General features: G+C 66.2%; 10 protein-coding genes. 9 read left to right on the top strand and 1 reads right to left on the bottom strand.

The annotated features are described in order from the left end of the window. Positions 1-6 precede the first annotated feature (6 nt). The 9 genes from PCQ86_RS08010 to PCQ86_RS08050 all read left to right on the top strand — a co-directional run bounded on the left by PCQ86_RS08010 (position 7) and on the right by PCQ86_RS08050 (position 17,861). Positions 7-2,280: a portal protein gene (locus PCQ86_RS08010; protein ID WP_270175201.1), complete on the top strand. Its 2,274-nt coding sequence runs from the start codon at positions 7-9 to the stop codon at positions 2,278-2,280. 183 nt (positions 2,281-2,463) lie between these two features. Beyond that, positions 2,464-3,447 carry a hypothetical protein gene (locus PCQ86_RS08015; protein WP_270175202.1) on the top strand — a complete coding sequence of 328 codons (984 nt, stop codon included), beginning with the start codon at positions 2,464-2,466 and terminating at the stop codon, positions 3,445-3,447. Positions 3,448-3,518: 71 nt separating this feature from the next. Beyond that, a complete protein-coding gene (locus PCQ86_RS08020) occupies positions 3,519-4,808 on the top strand; it encodes a phage capsid family protein (protein WP_270175203.1) in 1,290 nt (429 codons plus the stop codon). Positions 4,809-4,880: 72 nt separating this feature from the next. Beyond that, positions 4,881-5,357, top strand: a complete 477-nt coding sequence (locus PCQ86_RS08025; RefSeq protein WP_270175204.1) for a hypothetical protein — start codon at positions 4,881-4,883, stop codon at positions 5,355-5,357. A gap of 74 nt (positions 5,358-5,431) precedes the next feature. Next, a complete protein-coding gene (locus tag PCQ86_RS08030) occupies positions 5,432-5,899 on the top strand; it encodes a hypothetical protein (RefSeq protein WP_270175205.1) in 468 nt (155 codons plus the stop codon). A 1-nt stretch (position 5,900) separates the two neighbouring features. Continuing rightward, on the top strand, positions 5,901-6,566 hold the full coding sequence (locus PCQ86_RS08035; protein WP_270175206.1) for a phage adaptor protein: 666 nt from the start codon (positions 5,901-5,903) through the stop codon (positions 6,564-6,566). Positions 6,567-6,575: 9 nt separating this feature from the next. Continuing rightward, positions 6,576-8,429: a hypothetical protein gene (locus PCQ86_RS08040; protein ID WP_270175207.1), complete on the top strand. Its 1,854-nt coding sequence runs from the start codon at positions 6,576-6,578 to the stop codon at positions 8,427-8,429. Between the two features lie 368 nt (positions 8,430-8,797). After that, positions 8,798-9,400 carry a DUF4124 domain-containing protein gene (locus PCQ86_RS08045; protein ID WP_270175208.1) on the top strand — a complete coding sequence of 201 codons (603 nt, stop codon included), beginning with the start codon at positions 8,798-8,800 and terminating at the stop codon, positions 9,398-9,400. Positions 9,401-9,647: 247 nt separating this feature from the next. Further along, positions 9,648-17,861 carry a PLxRFG domain-containing protein gene (locus tag PCQ86_RS08050; RefSeq protein WP_270175209.1) on the top strand — a complete coding sequence of 2,738 codons (8,214 nt, stop codon included), beginning with the start codon at positions 9,648-9,650 and terminating at the stop codon, positions 17,859-17,861. Here the strand turns inward: PCQ86_RS08050 and PCQ86_RS08055 are convergent. Then, entirely contained in the window at positions 17,858-18,658 is an 801-nt protein-coding gene (locus tag PCQ86_RS08055) for an HNH endonuclease (RefSeq protein WP_270175210.1), read from the bottom strand. The genes PCQ86_RS08050 and PCQ86_RS08055 overlap by 4 nt on opposite strands. Positions 18,659-18,729: the final 71 nt, after the last annotated feature.

Genomic DNA, 18,729 nt, shown 5'->3' on the forward strand with positions numbered 1-18,729 from the left:
CCGACCATGAAATACCTCAAACCCCCAGCGACCGCAGACCTTGGCCAGACCCTGACCCTGCGCGAGTATGCAGACATCATCGACCAAGCCATCGACCAGCCGCCATGGCGCGGCCAGGCCGACATTGAAGCGGATTACGTGGATGGCAACCAACTGGACTCCAAGCTGCTTCAGCGCCTGAAGGCCATCGGCATCCCGCCGGCCAAGGAGAACATCATCGGCCCGGCCATCGCGGCGGTGTGTGGCTACGAGGCCAAGACGCGCACCGACTGGCGCGTGACGCCGGACGGCGATCCTGGTGGCCAGGACGTGGCGGACGCCCTGAACTACCGAATCAACCAGGCCGAGCGGCTCAGCAAGGCTGATGATGCCATGAGCGAAGCCTTCCGGCCCCAGGCCAGCGTGGGGCTTGGCTGGGTGGAGGTCGCGCGCTCCAGCGATCCCTTTGCGCACCCGTACCGCTGCCGCGCAGTGCACCGCAACGAGATCTTTTGGGACATGCGCGCCCGTGAAAAGGACCTGAGTGATGCAGCATGGCTGCTGCGCGAGCGCTTCATCAAGAAGCAGCAGGTAGCGGCGGCATTCCCGACGCACAAAGATCTGATCGCTCAGGCCGATGCCGCCAGCGGCATGGGCGGCTACGGCGGTTACGTGGTGGAGGGTGGTGTATCGACCGGGCTGCAAGCCGGCATGGACACCAGCCGGGCGTGGACGACACGGGAGCAAGCTTGGTACCGGAAGGAATCGGACGAGGTGTGCCTGGTTGAGCTCTGGTATCGGCGTTGGGTCAGCACGGTGGTGCTCAAGATGCGCGGCGGCCGGGTGGTGGAGTTCGACATGGCGAACCCGAACCACCAGGCGGCAGTGGCAGGAGGCCACGGCATTCTGGAGCGTGCAACCGTGGCGCGCGTGCGCCGCAGCTACTGGATGGGCCCGCACTGCCTGTACGACAGCGGGAGCCCGTACCCGCACAGACATTTCCCTTACGTGCCGTTCTGGGGCTACCGCGAGGATATGACCGGCATTCCGTTCGGGCTGGTGCGGGACATGATTTTCCCCCAGGACAACCTGAATTCGACCATCGCCAAGCTGCGCTGGGGCATGGCGGCCACGCGCACGGAGCGCACAAAGGGTGCAGTGGCCATGTCTGATGAACAGTTCCGCCGGCAGATCGCGCGGCCCGATGCGGACATCATCCTCGACGCCGATCACTTTCGCGGCAACCAGGGGGCGCGCTTCGAGGTCAAACGCGACTTCCAGCTCAACAACCAGCAATTCCAGCTGATGGCAGATAGCCGCGCGGCGCTGGAACGTGTTTCTGGCGTCACCGCTGCGATGCAGGGCCGGCAGGGGACGGCACGTTCTGGCCTGCAGGAGCAGACGCAGCTGGAGCAGTCTCAAGTATCTATTGCTGACTTGATGGACAACTTCAAGGAGGCGCGCACGCAGGTCGGTGAACTGCTGATGGCCCTCATCATCGAGGACATGGGAAGCGATGAGCAGACCATCGTGATCGAGGGCGATACGCTCAACCCGCCGCGCACCGTGTTGATCAACCATCCCGAGGTCGACCCGGAAACCGGCATGCCCTACCTGAGCAACGACGTGCAGCGCACGCGCCTCATGGTGGCGTTGGAGGATGTGCCCACGTCCAGCAGCTTCCGCGCGCAGCAACTCAATGCGCTGTCGGAATCCGCCAAGGCCATGCCGCCAGACTTGCAGAAGGTGGTACTCCCGTTCCTGATTGACCTCATGGACCTGCCGCGCAAGAAGCAGGTGGTGGAGGCCATTCGAATGGCCCAGGCTGGAGGGCAGGCCGATCCAGAAGCCATCCGTGAGCAGGTGAAGCACGAACTGATGCACGACCTCAAGGAGCGCGAGCTGGCGGTGAAGGAGCGCGTCGGTGACGCGCAGATCGAAAAGATGGTCCGTGAGGCAGTGCAAGTAGGGGTGCAGTCTGCGTTCTCAGCCATGCAGGCTGCGGCTCAGGTTGCGCAAATGCCCATGATCGCTCCGGTGGCCGACACCATCATGCAGAGGGCCGGCTACCAGAAGCCCAGCTCCGGCGGAGATGACCCAAATTTCCCCACAGCCGAGCAGACCGCGGCCATGAATATCAAGAGCCCTTACATCCAGGGAGCAGGCCCGGAGGTTGCGGGGCCCGCCGCGGCAGAAGTTCACGAGAACACCAGCCCGACTTTCCCGCCTGTGCCCCAGGAGCCCAGCACTGGACAGCACGGCATCGAAACCCCAGCAACCGGGGACAACTTGCCCGCCTGAATGCGCTGCCCGGTATAGGGCTGAGTGTTTTCAGGTGCTGCAGCAACACTGTGCTCACCTGCTCGTGAGAGCCGGTCCCTCCCACCGCTGGAGAGTGTGAAGGCCGGGGCTTCGGCCCTGGCCCGATCCTCGAAACGGTGTGCCAACCAACCGCCAGATGGATGTCTGGCATATGGAGCACAAGTGACAACCGAAGCACAGCAACTGCTGGATGCGGCCTTCGCCGGCAAGCTGGACCTGGATGCGGATGCAAGCCAGGCCACTGCCACGACCGCCGAGGACAGCAAGGCAGGTCAACCGACCGAGACCACCCAGCCCGCCGATGCACAGGCATCGGGCGCCGCAGCTCAGGAAGACGAGCACGCAGGCGCTCCGATTGCCAGCAAGTCCGGGGCCTACACGATCCCCTATGAAAAGCTCACCGAGGCACGCCAGCAGCGCGACACCTTGAAGGCCGAAAACGAAGCCTTGAAGAGCCAGGTTGAGCAGTTGACCGCTGCGCAGCAGCAGAACCTCGCCGCGGCCCAGGCTCAGGCGCAGGCCCGTGCGGACGCCGGGCAGGCACCGACTCAGGCAGACGCCAATCTCGCAGCCGCTCAGGCAGCCGTCGAGCGAGGCGAGGATGCGTCCCTGTTTGGGGACTTTTCCGAGGAAGCGCTGGCCAAGGGCATAGCGCAGATGGTTGAGCAGCGCGCCGCGGCGATGGTGGACGCAAAGCTGAAGGAGGCGCTGGGCCCGATTCAGCAGCGGGAAGCCAAGACCGCGGTCGAAGCCCATCAACAGGCCATCTTCGCAGCCCACCCGGACGCGGCAGAGATTCACGAATCCGCCGAGTTCAAGACGTGGGTCGGTGGTCAGCCGGGCTATGCCCGTGCCGCCATCGAGCATGCGCTGAGCAATGGAACGACAGAGCAGGTGATCGAGGTGTTCTCGACGTTTAAGGCCACGTCCGGTAAAGGCAATCCCGCCGAAACCGTGACGAAGGCTTTGGCCAAGGCGCAGCAGCAGCCTCCGACGAGCCTGTCGGACCTGCCAGGCGCCGCGGCATCGGGCGCTGGTGATGCGGAGCGGGTCGCCGCTCTGGCCGGCGATCCTGCGGCATTGCTGGACTTCATGGCCGGTTTGAGCCCTGAGAAGCAGAACCGGCTGATGAATAGCGTGGTGTGACAGCCGCGCGTGATTAAGTAACCGGGCCACCTCGTGATGAGGCAGCCCCATCCCATCGAAGGAGGACGATCATGTCCAAGACCAATGTGGGCACGGGTTCCCCGAATGCCCAGTTTGTGCAAGCCGCAGGCCTGTTCGCGCAGTCCATGCAGCGCAATTCGACGCTCAACCGCATGGTCGGCAAGATGCCTTCCAGCGAGGGCGAGGTGAACCAGGTGCTGCGCAAGCAGACCAGCACCGACATGCCCATCGTGCGCACGGTGGATCTGTCGCGCGGAAAGGGTGACGAGGTGGAATTCCACTTCGTGCAGCCCGTGGGCGCCTACCCGATCATGGGTGGCCGCCAGGCCGAGGGCAAAGGCACTGGCGTGTCGCTGGACAAGGCACGGGTACGCGTGAACCAGGCGCGTTTCCCCGTGGACGTGGGTGACACCATGACCGACCTGCGTTCGCCCGTGGACTTTCGCAAGATCGGTCGCCCGATTGCCCAGTCTTTGATGGATTCCTACCAGGACCAGTCCATGCTGGTGCACCTGGCTGGCGCCCGCGGCTACCACGACAACATTGAGTGGCGCCTGCCCACGGCCGATCACGCCGATTTTGCGGAGATGGCCATCAACGAGGTGAAGGCGCCTACCAAGAACCGGCACTTCGTCGCTGACGCCACGGCCATCAAGCCATTCGCCGTGAATGCCGGTGAGGTGGACCTGGCCACGACCGACCTGCTGGACATGGATGTGGTGGACAGCGTCCGCACGGTGATCGAGTCCATTGCGCTGCCCCCGCCGGCGATCAAGATCCCGGGCGACAAGGTGGCCGAGGACTCGCCACTGCGCTGCCTGCTGGTGTCGCCGGCCCAGTACCACAGCTTCGCGCAAGACACGAATTTCCGCCAATTCCAGGCCAACGCCATCGCGCGCGCCTCGAAGGCGGAGAACCATCCCCTGTTCCTGGGCGAAGTGGGCCTTTGGAATGGCGTGCTGATCTGCAAGATGCCCAAGCCGATCCGTTTCTACGCTGGCGACACGATCCGCTACTGCGCGTCGAACACCAGCGAGACGGAATCCACCTGCGTGGTGCCCGCCGGCTTCGGAACGACACACGCCGTGGACCGTGCCCTCCTGCTGGGCGGCCAGGCGCTGGCGCAGGCCTTCGCATCGAGCCGTCACGGCGGCATGCCCTTCTTCTGGAAGGAGAAGAGCTTCGACCACGACGACAAGATGGAACTGCTGATCGGCGCCATCCAGGGCCTGGCCAAGGTTCGCTGGCTGGTGGACCAGGGCGGTGGCACCAAGCACTTCACCGACCACGGCGTCATCGCCATCGACACGGCCGTGCCGATCATCGGCGCCCGCCAATAAGCCGTGAGACCCGGGCCGCCCCGCGCGGCCTAGTCTCATCCCAACGTCTCAATTTTGATTACGGAGGCTGACATGGCCACGATCACCAAGAAAAGCAATCCCCGCATCAACGTGGGTGCGACTCCCTGGGGTAATGCCCATGGCCTGCAGTACACGCTGCAGACCGCGTCCAACGGCGGCGCATTCGGCGCCGACACGGGCGCAGCCATCGCTTCGGGCGACAAGGTGCGCCTGGGTGTCATCCCTGCAGGGTCCACGCTGCTGGACAGCCAGACCATCGTTTCCACAGCCATGACGGCGGCTGTGGTGGGCGACCTCGGCTTTGAGTACGTGGACGGTGTGGACAGCACGGCAGTGCCGCAAGACGCTGACTACTTCGGAGCCGCGCTGGTGCTGAACGCCACGGGCCGCCTGCGCAACGCGACCACCAACCCGCCCGTCACGCTGCCCAAGGATGCCTGGCTCGTACTCACCACTGGCGGCGCGGCAAACGCCAAGGCCTCCCGCGTGGACGTGGTTCTGACGGTGGCGTCCGAAGGCACCGCATAACCGGCGCCGTGCGCTCATGAGACAAGCCGGCCCGCCCGGCTTGTTTCGCATGAACTCTCTACAGGACCATTGCTATGAACCTCACCCGCATCGCCTACCACGGCCGCAAGACCTACCGCGACAAGATCATGCGCATCACCTGGGAGCCGGGCGACTCCAACCTGGTGACGCCCGAGACAGCCAAGAAGCTGCTGCGTTTTGCTGAGTTCACGCCTGCCGAGCAGGAGGCCGAGCCCGCCAAGAAAGCCGCGCCGGCCAAGGAGTCCAAGGGCAAGAAGGCCAACGCCGAGCCCGCCAAGGATCTCCAGGAACCCATCGACCCTGAGGTGGAAGCCGCGCGGCTGCGCGAGCAGGAGACAGCACGCGCCCAGGACCAAGAGCGCCAGCAACTCGAGGCCATGCTGCTGACCGTGGAGTCCATGGACAAGGGCGCGCTGGAGGAATACGCGCGCAAGTACGAGGTGGAGCTGGACAAGCGCCTGAGCGTAGTCAAGCTGCGCGCCGAGGTGTCCACGCTCATCGAGCAGTTCGGGGTGCGCTGACATGAGACTGGAGCAGCTGATCGAGCGCTTCCGCGTCGAGGCCGGCGATCTGCTGGAGCCTTACCTGTGGGAGCCTGATTGGCTACCCGGTTGGTTCAGCGAGGCACAGGACGAGGCGGCGGTGCGCGCGCGACTGCTGCTGGATGACTACACGCCTGAGTTGTGCACCATCGCCGTTGCGCCTGGGACAGCGAGCTACCCGCTGCACGCGAAGCTGTACGAGATCGCGAGTCTGCGCCTTGAGTCTGCCGACCGGCCGTGCGAGCCCGTGCTGGTGACGCGCGAGAAGCTGGACCGCATCGAGCCTGGCTGGCGTTACCTGCCCGAGGGCGCACCGCGCTGGGCCATCCAGACGGACACACGTCTGCGGCTGGTTCCAGCTCCAGCGACTGCAGGGACGCTCCGGCTGGAGGCCTACCGGCTGCCGCTCAAGGCGCTCAGCCTGGACACCGACAAACCCGAGATCCACGAAGCCCACCACCTGCACCTCGTGCAGTGGGTGCTTTACCGAGCCTTCGGCAAGCCTGACTCCGATGCACACGATCCGCAGCGATCCAAGCAGGCGCTGGACGAGTTTGAACGGTATTTCGGCCTGCGCCCGGACGCAGATCTGCGCCGATCCACGCGCCACGACGAAGTGCAGGCCAATGTGAGCTACGTGCTCTGAGGAATCGCCATGTACGGTTTCAACCCCGAGAAGATGAAGAAACAGGCAAAGGCCGAAGGTCCTGGCCTTGGATTCAAGCCGCGCAGCGCGGCCCAAGCGCAAGCGCTCAATCAGGCGCCCGACACCATTCCCGGTATGTTCAAACCCGGAGAGTTCGTGCTGCCGCCCGACACGGTGCACGCCATGGGCGGCCCCGAAGCGCTGCAGGGCGTGGTGGACGCGACACACACCCCGGCGCCTGACACCGCCGCAGTGCCGCGCGGGTTCCAGCCGCAGGTGTTCTTCGCGCAGGGCGGCAGTGTGGACGACGAAGTGAGCCGGCAGAAGGCGAACAGTTTTGGCGACGCCTCTGCGGCCGCAGCCGATCCCGCCGTTCGCCAGGTTCAACCCGCGCCAAACTCTCCGAGCAACACCTTCCCCGGAAATAGGACGCAGGGGGCAAGCGGGTTCAGTGGTGCACCGGTCGGGCAAGCAGACGCTCCAGCGACGGCGCCTGCGGCGGCCCGGGGCATGCCCACCCGCAATCCTGGCCCGTCCGAGTTGTTCATGAATGACCGCACCCAGGAGTTGCGTCAGCAGGTGGGCGCGGGCAACTATGCCCAGGCGGCCGGCACGGCGGCGCGTACCGCGGTACAGGGCCTTGGCATGTACGGCCTGGAGGCTGCGGATAAGGTGGCCACTCCGGTCATTGATGCCGCCCGCGGTTTCGGACGGGGCTTGTTTGGCTCCGATGCCAACGCGGCGCCTGCGCCTGCGGCGTCGACTCCCGCGGCCACTCCTGCAGCGAAGCCTGCAACAGCAGCGACGAACCCCACCGATACCCGCCTGGCAGTGGGCACGCAGACGGCGCCCGCCAGCACGCCCAATCCTGCGCCGGCTCCAACACCCGACGCGTCCGCAGGCAAACAGGTCATGCCCGGCGTGTATTCCCATGGCCCTGGCCAGTACAGCGACAGCGCGCAAGGCATGGGGTTCAAGCCGGGATTCACCGGGCAGCCCAGCGCGCAGAACCTGGCCGCAGCCGACAACCTGGCGCGCGGCTTTAACTCCAGCGCCCGCCCTGCAGATCCCGGACCAGCGTTGGGCTTTGGCCCGGGATCCGAGATGGCGCGCGTCCAGGCCCCCACCGTGCTGCACAGCGGCAACAGTTGGCAGGCGCGCAACGACCTGCGTAACCTGCAGGTCGGCGCCAGCAGCATCACCAACTCACCGACATGGAGTCGCGGCGCTGTATCGAATGACCGAGGCCGCCAGATCAGCGGTACAGCGGACCAATATGGCAACGTCGCAGCCTATCAGGCGGCACTCGGGGCGGATACTGCTGCGCGGGGTGCACAGCCGGCCTTTGACATGGCGGCGGCACGAGAAAACGCGGCCATCCAGCGCGAGGGCATGCAGCAGCAGGGCGCCACGACGCGTTCTGCCATCTCCGCCGGCATCGACCAGCAACGCGTCGGTATTGAGGGCCAGAAGGCTGCGGGACAGATTGAGGCCCAAGGCATTGCCAACCGCCAAGCCCAGCAGCAAGAGCAGTTGCTCGCCGTCCTCGCAGACCCGCAAGCCTCCGTCTCGCGGAAGCTGGAAGCTCAGCGCACGCTACGCGCCATGGCTGGCAAGACCGAGGAAAACCGCTTCACGGTGGTGCCCGGCGGCCAGGAGTGGGACGCTCAGGCCGGAGCCATGCGCAACGTGCCGGCGCGCGTGCTCAACAACCAGTCGGGGCAGTTTGTGGAACAGCCGGGGCAGGGTGGTCAAGCACAAGCCCCGCAAGATGCGGCTCAGAGGCAGGTTGGCATGACGTACCTGCTGCCGAACGGGAAGACCGGGCGTTGGACTGAAAAAGGGTGGCTGCTGGTCAGCTAGCGTTTCGCCGGCTGGAAGCCAACCTCTTCATCGGTTAAGTATCGGGCGGGTTCAGATGGTTGCGCTTCTGGTCTTGCCTTCGACGCCGGCGGCGGCGTCAGCACGCCCTTTTCCCAGTCAATTTGAGCTTGGGGCTGGCTTTGCCGATGCATCGGCCCGACCTCTGGCGGCAATGGGGAAGGAATCAGTGTTCGCAGATATTCGGGATTTTTCCCCTCAAGGCGATAATTGATAGCCTCAGCAGCAAAAAAAGCCCGCTACGGCGGGCTTTTTCATGCCCCCCCATAGGGCTCGACGCACAAGCTCGTGCCGCCTCGGTGTACTTTTTCACGTCTACTCCCTCTGCTAGAGTGCCGTCAGGAGGATTTATGCATTACGCACTCTTCGGCCTCATCATTGCGCTTGCCGGAATGGCGCCGGCTGTGCAAGCCCAGGTTTTCAAGTGCACGGGGCCGGGTGGCAAGCCGACATTCTCTGACAGGCCGTGCGACACTGGTTCTACCGGCGGCCTGGTTCAGCGTGAACGCACCTTCGAAGAAAAGATGAGCGAACGCGAGCAGGCCTTCGAAGCGGAGGCGCGCAAGCAGAATCGGCGCATGGCCGAACAGGAGCGCGACTGGGCGGCGCAGAGTCAGCGCCCAGCTCAGCCGATGGCTGCACCAGTGGTGAGACATTCGGGCAACGACTGGGCAAAACGCAAAGAACTCCAGAACCTCGAGACCTCTGCTAGCAGCATCACCAACAATGGCAGTCGCTGGGATAAGCCCGCCGAGGCGAGACGAGATGAAGCCAGGCGCGAGGAGGCTAGGAAACGCGCTGCACATGCTGGGCCAACCACCTTCACGAATTGCGCCCCGGGCTTTTGTTATGACAACCAGGGCGGCGTCTACCACCGAGTTAGTCCAGATTTCATGACTGGTCCGAATGGGCGGGCGTGCCATCGGTCTGGCAACATGTGGAATTGTTCTTAGGACTAACAGACGCCCGTGTATAGGGTTCGACTGCTAGCCACCCTCCGGGAAGACTGGGGGGATGGACAAGCAGCATCTCACAGACGAGGACGTTGGGTTTAGCTCTCCTGCGGCGAGCGGGAGCGGCGCCAATGTTGAACCTAAATATCTGACTGATGCTGAGGCCGGGTTCGCGCCGCCTGCACGCACCATCGGCGCCGCCCTCAATGACACCGTAATCGAGGTGGCCAACGCGGCCGCTGGCGGCGTGTCTTCGGCCGCAAACTTCGTGAAACCCGGCAACGCGGTTTCCAAGTGGATCGACAAGAACATCATCGAGGCGGGCGAGGCCAAGCAGTCCGATGTGGTGAAGGCCGAGAAGCAGCGGCTGAACTCCGATCTGGCCGCGGCCGATGGCGTGGGCGACGAGGTGGCCGCCGTTGGGCGGTACATCGTAAACAACCCGGTGCTGTCCGCAGCGCAGGCGGCCGGCTCCTTCGTGGGGCCCGGCCTGGCTGTGAAGGGCGCGACGACGGCCGCGCGCGCCGTAGGTGCTGGCGCCAAGGCGGTGGAGCGCGCCGGGCGTGCTGGCGGCGTCGCCGCGGGCGCTGCAATGGCAGGTGGCGATGCTGCAGGTACGGCGCATGATCTAGCGACGCAGGCCGGCGCCACAGACGAACAGGCGGTGACCGCGGGCCGGCAGGCGAGCGTGATCCCGGCCATCGTGGGCGGCGTGGGCGGCGCCTTCGGTGCCGAGAAGCTCCTGGCAGGCGCCAAGGGTTTTGCCGGTGGCACTGCGGCGCGCGCGCTCAAAACTGGCGCGTCCGAGGCGCTGCAGGAAGGCATCGAGGAGGGTGTGACCCAGTATGAGGGCCAGCGCGCGGCTGTGCCCTATGACCCCAACATCGACCCGAGCAAGGGTGTGGCCGGCGCAGCGGCGATGGGCGCGGCACTGGGCGGCATCACGGGCGCAGGCATGGGTGCCTTCGATGGCATCCAGGAGGCGCGACGCCAGCAGGCCAGTGACCCGTTTTCTCAAGCCGTAGCCGCACAGCAATCGGCCGGCCAGGATGTGGGCAGCAGCGTAGCCCACGGCGAAGGAACAACCGCGGCCGCTCCGGAGCAGCAGGACGCGGACCGCGAGCAATTCCAGGCGAGCCTTGGCGTGCGACAGGCACCGGTGCTGGATGAGGCACGCCTGCGTGAGCAGGGCGTGACGCCTGCCACCCAACTGAACGCCGAGGCATTGGATCGGGCCTTGGGTGTCGCATCGCCCATGCCGGCCGAGGATTCGACCGAGACCGCACCGCCTGCCGATGGGCCCGCCGCCGAACCGGCGCCGAAGCCTTCCGAGGCGATGGGCCTGGATGCCAACGCGGGGGCGCTGTCCGCCGCGGCGGTGCAGGCAGTGGATTCTGGCGCCCACGAGCAGATGCGGCAGGCCGAAACGCTTGCCCAGGCGGCAGAGCAGGCCAAGGCCGCCAATCCGCTGCAAAAAAAGGAGCGGGGTCCGCAGGCCCAGCCTGATGTGGACCCGCAAACCGGCGAGATTGCAACCGGCATGGCCGCCTGGTCGGATACGGATCTCTCCACCGCCTTCCGCGGCGCCCAGTCGCGCGAGGTGCGCCTGGGGCTCGCCAAGGAACTGCAGCGCCGCCGCGCCGCGCGCGAGCAGCAGGCCCTTCAGGCAGAACTCGCCGCCGAGCAGGACGGGACCTCCCCGGGCGCGGAGCGCGCAGACACCACCTTCGCCAGCGTCACAGAGGACGCCGGCGCACCCCCGGCCAGCACGGCCACCACCACAGGAGCACCAGCAGATGGCCCTACGTCCACCCAAGCCCAGCAAGCAGGCGCGCAACAACCGCAAGCAGGAACTCAAGAAGGCCCTGCACGAGCAGACGCGGCCACAGGAGCAGCCGCCGCGCCGGCTGGAGGAAGCGGCCTACAAGCGGCTGGACTGACCGGTGGCGGCGCCCCGACTGCGGACGCTGGAGCGCAAGCAACGCCAGCGGCAAGCGCGCCGGCTCAAGCGCAGGGCGGCGAGGTCGAAGTCTTGCGCCAGCAGCTGCGCGATGTAGAGGCCCGGATTCTGGCCGTAGTTCCCAGCGCCATGGGCGCGGGCGGCGGCGACATCGAGGCGGCCATGAAGAGCCGCAAGGTGCCGGTGACGCTCAAGGCGCAGCGCAAGGAGCTGTTGGACCAGGTGCGCGCTGCGCGGGACGCAGAGGTGAAGACCTTTGCTCCAGAAACAGGCACGCTGGGCATTGCGCGCGCCGACATGCCCCAGGTGCCCACCCAGTCCCATGGCGGACTGGTCAAGCACCTGAACGCCCAGGGCATCGCGCATGAAACCACGACCGTGGATGCGGCGGCGCTCAAGCCCACCCAGGCGGAATACTCGCCGGCCAAGGTGGAGGCGGCCAAGACGGCGGGCGGCGACCGCGCGGTGATTGTGTCCAGCGATGGCCACATCATCGACGGGCACCATCAGGCCATGGCGGCAGCCGAGGATGGCAAGCCAGTCAAGGCCATCGTGTTGGATGTGCCGGTGGAGCAGGCGCTGGAGGCGGTGAAGAACTCGCCCAGCGCCGCGCCGGCTCGCTTTCAGGGCAAGGATGCCGACAAGATCAATCCGGCCATCGAGGCGGTGCGTGAGCATGTCGCCGGGACCCTCGACAAGGCCGCGCTAATCGAACGCCTGCGCCCCCTCGGGCTAACAGAGGCCCAGGTGGGCTCTGTCACCTACAAGCTCGGCGATGACTGGCAGACGGCTGATACGCGGTCAGTGCTGGCGGCCGCCAATGTGTCTGATCCCCGAGACACGGCAAACACGCCGGCCACCTCTGCGACGCCCGCGCCGGGCAGCCGTGCCGCAGCCCGCATCGAGGACTTCGGCGAGGAGCTGCGCGGTGCGCGCAAGATGCTCTACGCCAAGGCCTACGCCGACGGCATGGCCCAGGCGCGTGAGCTGGACGTGCAAGCGCACCCGCTGTCCAAGACCTGGCCCGAGCCCGACTACGGCCGGCTGCTGGAGGGCGGCGCCACGCCGCAGGCTGTAGCCCTGGTGCGCGCGCTGCGCGACGCCGTGCCCACGAAGCCGCAGACCGCTTGGAAGCTCAAGGCCTGGGCCCAGAGGCTGCAGGCCCTGCGCGGCTTCGCGGACGACATCCTGGCCGGCCGCAGCGACGCATCCGCCGTGCTGCGTGAGCTGGAGCGCGCAGGCATCCGGGACGTGTCCAACCAGGCTGCGCTGTACGAGGCCGTGGGCCACGAGCGCTCGCTGAAGGGCGTGAGCCTGTCGTCCGCCCGGTATTCGATGTACGAGGGTGTGGACTACGACCCGCCGCGCACCATCTGGACGGTAGAGCGCGAGGCCAAGGGCAGCGCGTTCGGGAGCTGGCCGCGCGAACTTGCCAATGGCGACACGCGCGAGCAGGCCATCGCGGCCTTCAAGCGGCGCGCCGCCGAGCTGCTGGCCGAGGAGCAGGCGCCCACCAAGGGGGCGACCTTCGAGATCTACAGCAAGCGCGCCGGCGGCGCCCGCGAGTTCTTCATCGGCAAGAAGATCGGCCGCCATGTGGCCGAGCTCAAGGCCGGCTTCTCGGACCTCAAGGCCGCGCGCCAGTACAAGGGTGACCACCAGGCGGAGCTGGAAGACCTGCTGGCCAAGTACAAGGCCGTGCCGCCCGTGCGCAACGCCCAGAATGCTCCGCGCATCGGGGAGGACTACCGCCAGGGCGCCGACGTGACGCCCGAGCAGTTCCAGGAGGCCTTCGGGTTCCGGGGCGTGCAGTTCGGCAACTATGTGGAAGGTTCGCGCCGCCAGCAGGATCTGAACCGCGCCTACGATGCGCTGATGGACCTGGCCGGCGTGCTGAACCTGCCGCCGCGCTCGCTGTCCCTGGGCGGTCGCCTGGGCCTGGCCTTCGGTGCGCGCGGCGGTGGCGGCGCCAACGCGGCCGCGGCGCACTATGAGCCCGACACCGTGGTCATTAACCTGACCAAGCGCGAAGGCGCCGGCAGCCTGGCCCATGAGTGGTGGCACGCCCTGGACAACTACTTCTCGCGCCAGCGCGGCGACGGCGCCGCGATGATGACCGAGGAATCGCGCCGTGGCGACGGCGTGCGCGAGGAGATGCGCGCCGCCTTCCGCGACGTGATGTCCGCCATCCACCGTACCGCCATGCTTGAGCGCAGCCGCAAGCTGGACGAGCGGCGCACCAAGGAATACTGGTCCACCAAGCCGGAAATGTCGGCGCGCGCCTTCGAGAGCTACGCGATCGCCAAGTTGCAGGACCAGAGCGCGGGCAATGACTACCTGGCGAACGTGGTGGGCGATGCTGCGTTTGCGCTGGAGGGGGCCTACCCATACCCCACGGCGGGCGAGATGGCGCAGATCCGCGAAGCGTTCGATGCGTTCTTCCAGACGGTGGAGACGCGGGAGGAGGGCGGGACGACGGTGCTGTTCCGCCGCGACACAGCAGAACCATTCGACTACGAGGCGATGCAGCGCGTGGTGCTGGGCAAGCCAGCCGGATTCTCGGCAGCGGCGCGCGAGCAGGCGGTTTCTTCAGTGCGGCAGACCGTGGACGCCATCCGCGCCGCCTGGGGGGCCAATGCGCCCGAGGTGGTGGTGGCGTTCGACATGCAGGATGCAGCGGTGCCCGAGTCCGCGCGCCAAGCGGATCTGCGCCAGCGCAGCGGCGGTGCGCGTGGCGCGCCGGAGGGCTTCTACTACCGGGGCAAGGCCTACCTCATGGCCTCCCGGCTGAACACGCCGGCCGACGCCACCCGCGTGCTGTTCCATGAGGTGCTGGGCCACCATGGCCTGCGCGGCAAGTTCGGCAAGGATCTGGACGCGGTGCTCAACCAGGTGGCCACCATGCGCAAGGCAGAGGTGGACGCCAAGATCAAGGATTACGGCCTGCGCGGGGTGAGCAATCTGGACCGGCGCACGGCCGCCGAGGAAGTGCTGGCCGAGATGGCGGAGAAGAACCCGCAGTTGCTCTTTGTGCGGCGCGCGGTTGCTGCCATTCGCAACTGGCTGCGCACGCATGTACCCGGGTTCAAGAACCTGCGCTTGACGGATGACGACATCATCCAGGCCTACATCCTGCCGGCGCGCGGCTGGGTGGAGCGCAGGATGGACAATCCGGCCCGATTGCCAGCGCAGGGCGTGGTGGCACCCGCGTACAGCCGCTCGGAATCCACGCAGGCTGGCTACGAGGCTCGCATCGACGCGCTGTTTGGCGGCGGGAAAGCCCAAGTGGGAACCCGCGTGCTGGATCGCTCTGACGTGATGGGACTGCTGGGCTATCCAGATGTGCCCCTGATGCTCAATGAATCCCACCTGCGTGATGGGCTGACCAACCACCCAGAAATGACGGCAGCGGCCTGGAAGAAGGTGCCGGAGTGGATCGAGAACCCCGCCATGGTCTATCGATCGCTGGATGCCAAGCATCCGGGGCGCATCGTGATGGTCGCGCCGGAGTTGCTGGCGGGGTATCCGGTGGTCATGGCCATTGAGCCTAGCCCGGGTGTGGTGGGCGGGAAGCCCGGCCAGGCATCCACCGAGCAACTGCTGGTGACGGTCTTCGCCAAGACGACAGGCGTTGTGCCTGCCGCAGTCGCGGCACGCCAGGGGCGCCTTCTGTACCTGAACAAACAGAACGCCCAGTTGATCGGCCGAGGTGGAGGGGTCCAATTCCCCAAGCACGACGACGTTTCAACCGGGCGCACGAAAATTCTAACCGAGAAGCACCTGGCAGGGTGGCGCAGGGCGAATGCGCAGCAGGAACAGGGCGGCGGCGACGGGGCGATGTTCAGCCGTTCGCGCGAAACGCCTGCTGCACGCCACGTTGGCGAGATCCTGCGAAGCGTGACAGTCACCAACCTCAAGCAGCAGACCGCCTTCAAGGCTACTGACCTGCGCCCTCTTGGCCTGCAGTTCCTGGGGCGTCGCCAGCTGGTCGACGTGTACGGCGGCATGCTTCCCGAGCTGCGCCGCTACAGCGACCTGATGGCGCGCATGGATGCCGACAAGAACGAAGCCGGCGCCGGAGCGGATCAGCTGGCCAAGGACTGGGCCAAGTTGACCGACGAGCGTCAGTTGGCGGAACTGATGCACGACGCCACACTGGCGCAGATTGACCCAGCTAAGGAGTATGTCGCCGGCGATGATCGCGTCCGCTTCACAATGTTGCGAGGCCGGTATGACGGCCTATCGGCGCAGGCAAAGGCTGTGTACGCAAGAGCGCGAGATACCTACAGCGCACACATGGAGAGCGTGCGCGCCGCCATCAAGGAGCGCATCGAGCGCGCCGAGATGAGCAGCGAGCGCCGCGCAGCCCTGCTCCAGCGCATGGACGATGAGTTCTTCGGGCACATCAAGGGGGTGTACTTCCCGCTGGCGCGCTTCGGCCAGTACGTGGTGGTGGTCAAGGACGCCGAGGGAAAGGTGGCCAACGTGAGCCGCGCGGAGACCATGGCCGAGGCGGACGCCACGCGCCGCCAACTGCTGTCCGCCTTCCCGCAGGCCAAGGGCTTCACCGTGGGGAAGGTGCTCAAGGCCAAGGACTTCGTGGCCGAGCGCGACAGCGTGGGCCGCGGCTTCATGGAGCAACTCTACGGCGTGCTGGACAAGCAGGGCATGGATGCCAAGCAGCGCGCCGAGCTCGAGGACGCCCTGGGCCAGCTCTACCTGTCGTCGCTGCCGGATCTCTCGTGGGCCAAGCATGGCATCCACCGCAAGGGCACGCCCGGGTTTAGCCAGGACGCGCGCCGGGCCTTTGCCCAGAACGTGTTCCACGGCGCCAGCTACTTGGCCAAGCTGCGCTACGGCGACCAGCTGCAGGACGAGCTGGGCGAGATGCAGCGCCGCGTGGACGCCGGCAGCACCCAGGCCGACTTCGACTCGGTGAAGGCGCAGCAGGTGGTCGACGAGATGGTCAAGCGCCACGACGCGGCCATGAACCCCAAGACCAACGCCCTCTCCACCGCGTTGACCAGCCTGGGCTTCATGTTCCACTTGGGCCTGTCGCCGGCCTCGGCCATGGTCAACCTGACCCAGACCGCCCTGGTGGCCTTCCCCGTTATGGGCGCGCGCTGGGGCTTCGCCAAGTCCAGCGCCGCGCTGCTCAAGGCCAGCCAGGAGGCGGCGCGCGGCCGGAACGACATCACCGCCAGCCTGAGCCAGGACGAGAAGGCCGCCTTCGACGAGGCGGTGCGCTCGGGCGTGGTGGACGTGACCATGGCCCACGACCTGGCCGGCATCGCCCAGGGCGAGGACCGCAACGTCTCCTACAAGCTGCAGCCGGTGATGCGCGCGGCCAGCTTTCTGTTCCACCACGCCGAGAAGTTCAACCGCCAGGTCACCTTCGTGGCCGCTTACCGGCTGGCGCGCGAGGCCGGCGCCGACAGCAAGCAGGCCTACCAGCAGGCCGTGCAGGCCACCTACGACGGGCACTTCGACTACAGCGCCAACAACCGCCCGCGGGTGATGCAGGGCAACGTGGCTCGGGTGGTGCTGCTGTTCAAGCAGTACAGCCAGAACATGGTCTACACCCTGGCGCGCAACGCCCAGCAGTCGCTCAAGGGCGCCACGCCTGAGGCGCGCGCCGAGGCCCGCAAGGCCCTGGGCGGACTGCTGGCCATGCACGGCATGGCCGCCGGCGTGCTGGGCCTGCCCATGGTGACCACGCTTCTGGCCGCGGCCTCGATGCTGGGCGGTGACGACGACGAGCCATGGGATGCGGAGGTGGCCCTGCGGAACATGCTGGCCGACACCTTCGGCCAGAAGGCCGGCGAGGTGCTGGCCCACGGCCTGTCGCGCCTCACGCCCTGGGACATCTCAGGGCGCGTGGGCCTGGACAAGCTGATCTTTCCGGATGTGCAGGAAGGGCTGGAGGGCCAGCGTCTCGGCGAGTCGGCCATGACCGCGGCCTTGGGCCCGGTGGCCGGTATCGGCATCAACGTGCTCAAGGGCGCGCAGGAGATGAGCGAGGGCCGATATGCGCGCGGGCTGGAAGCCATGGCGCCCAGCGTGCTGCGCGGGCCGCTCAAGGCCTGGCGCTACGAGACTGAGGGCGTCAAGGACAAGACCGGCATCGTGGTGCAGGACGAGGTGGACGCCGCGGCGCTGTGGGGCCAGGCGGCCGGGTTCTCGCCGTCGAGCGTGCGCAACGCCTACGAGGGCAAAGCAGCCATCGCGGGCCACGACAGGGCCCTCATGGCGCGGCGCAGCGCCCTGGTGGAGCAGTTCGCCATGGCGGCCATGGCCGGAGACGAAGAGGGCAAGGCCGAGGCGCGGGAGGCGGTGGCCCGGTTCAACGAGAAGAACCCGAGCCGGCGCATCCTGCCGATGCAGCTGGCGCAGAGTGTGGCCGCGCGTCAGAAGCGGATTCGGGAGGCGCAGGAGGGGGTGTATCTGCCGGCTAAGCGCAGGGATGCGATGGAGCAGGGGAGGTTTGTGGTGGCTGATTAAAGCGTGTTGCCGACGTGCAGCTTGCGTTTGGCAGCGACATACGCCTTATGCGCAGCATCTGCCGATTCAAAGATGCCAAGTTCGTGCAGCTTGCCTTTGCTTCTGATTCGGGCTCTGAACCTGCCGGCACTACGTTGCTCTACGCCAAGAGCTCCAGAACGAGAGTGGCTCGAGGCCGATCGCCGGTTCTCGGTGTTCGTGATGTGCACAACATCCCTCAAGTTCTCGATTCGGTTGTCATCGCGAACGCCATTCAGATGGTCAATCTCGCCAGATGGCCATACACCGTTGTGCATGAGCCAGATGATGCGATGAGCTCCTATGGCTTTCCCACCCGTCTCAACCACGATGTACCCACCATCGTTGACATAGCCCGCGACCGCGCCGGCAACGCGATTTTTCCCAGTGAGGGATTCCCGCCACCGAAGGATGCCATTGTCGTAGTGGAAGATGGCGTGGACATTGTGGGGGCCGATGCACTCGGCTTTTGTGTGAGCGTGTGCCTCTTGCTTCGTCGCAAGTTCCAAGTTTGCGATGCGATTGTCGGAACGGTGGTGATTGCGATGGATCACCAAACCATCCGGCCAGTGTCCGTAATGCGCGAGCCACGCCAGATGATGAGCTCGCCATAGCTCTCCATCCATGCGAATGACCGCATAACCCTGCGATGTGAGGGAGCCGGCAATACAACCCTCTTTTGCGCGGCTACCAATAGTGGCCTTCCAGCGAAATGTTCCGGCTTCAGGGTCGAAGTGAAGCAGTTCAAGAAGCCTGCCGCGTGTAGGGCGTTCTTTCATTTTTTCATGTTACCAATCGTGCCAACTAAAGGCAAGGACCGCACGCAGCGCATCGCGGAGACCGCGCCCAA

It is taken from the genome of Diaphorobacter sp. ED-3 (assembly GCF_027625375.1).
In the GTDB taxonomy this organism is placed as follows: domain Bacteria; phylum Pseudomonadota; class Gammaproteobacteria; order Burkholderiales; family Burkholderiaceae_C; genus Diaphorobacter; species Diaphorobacter nitroreducens.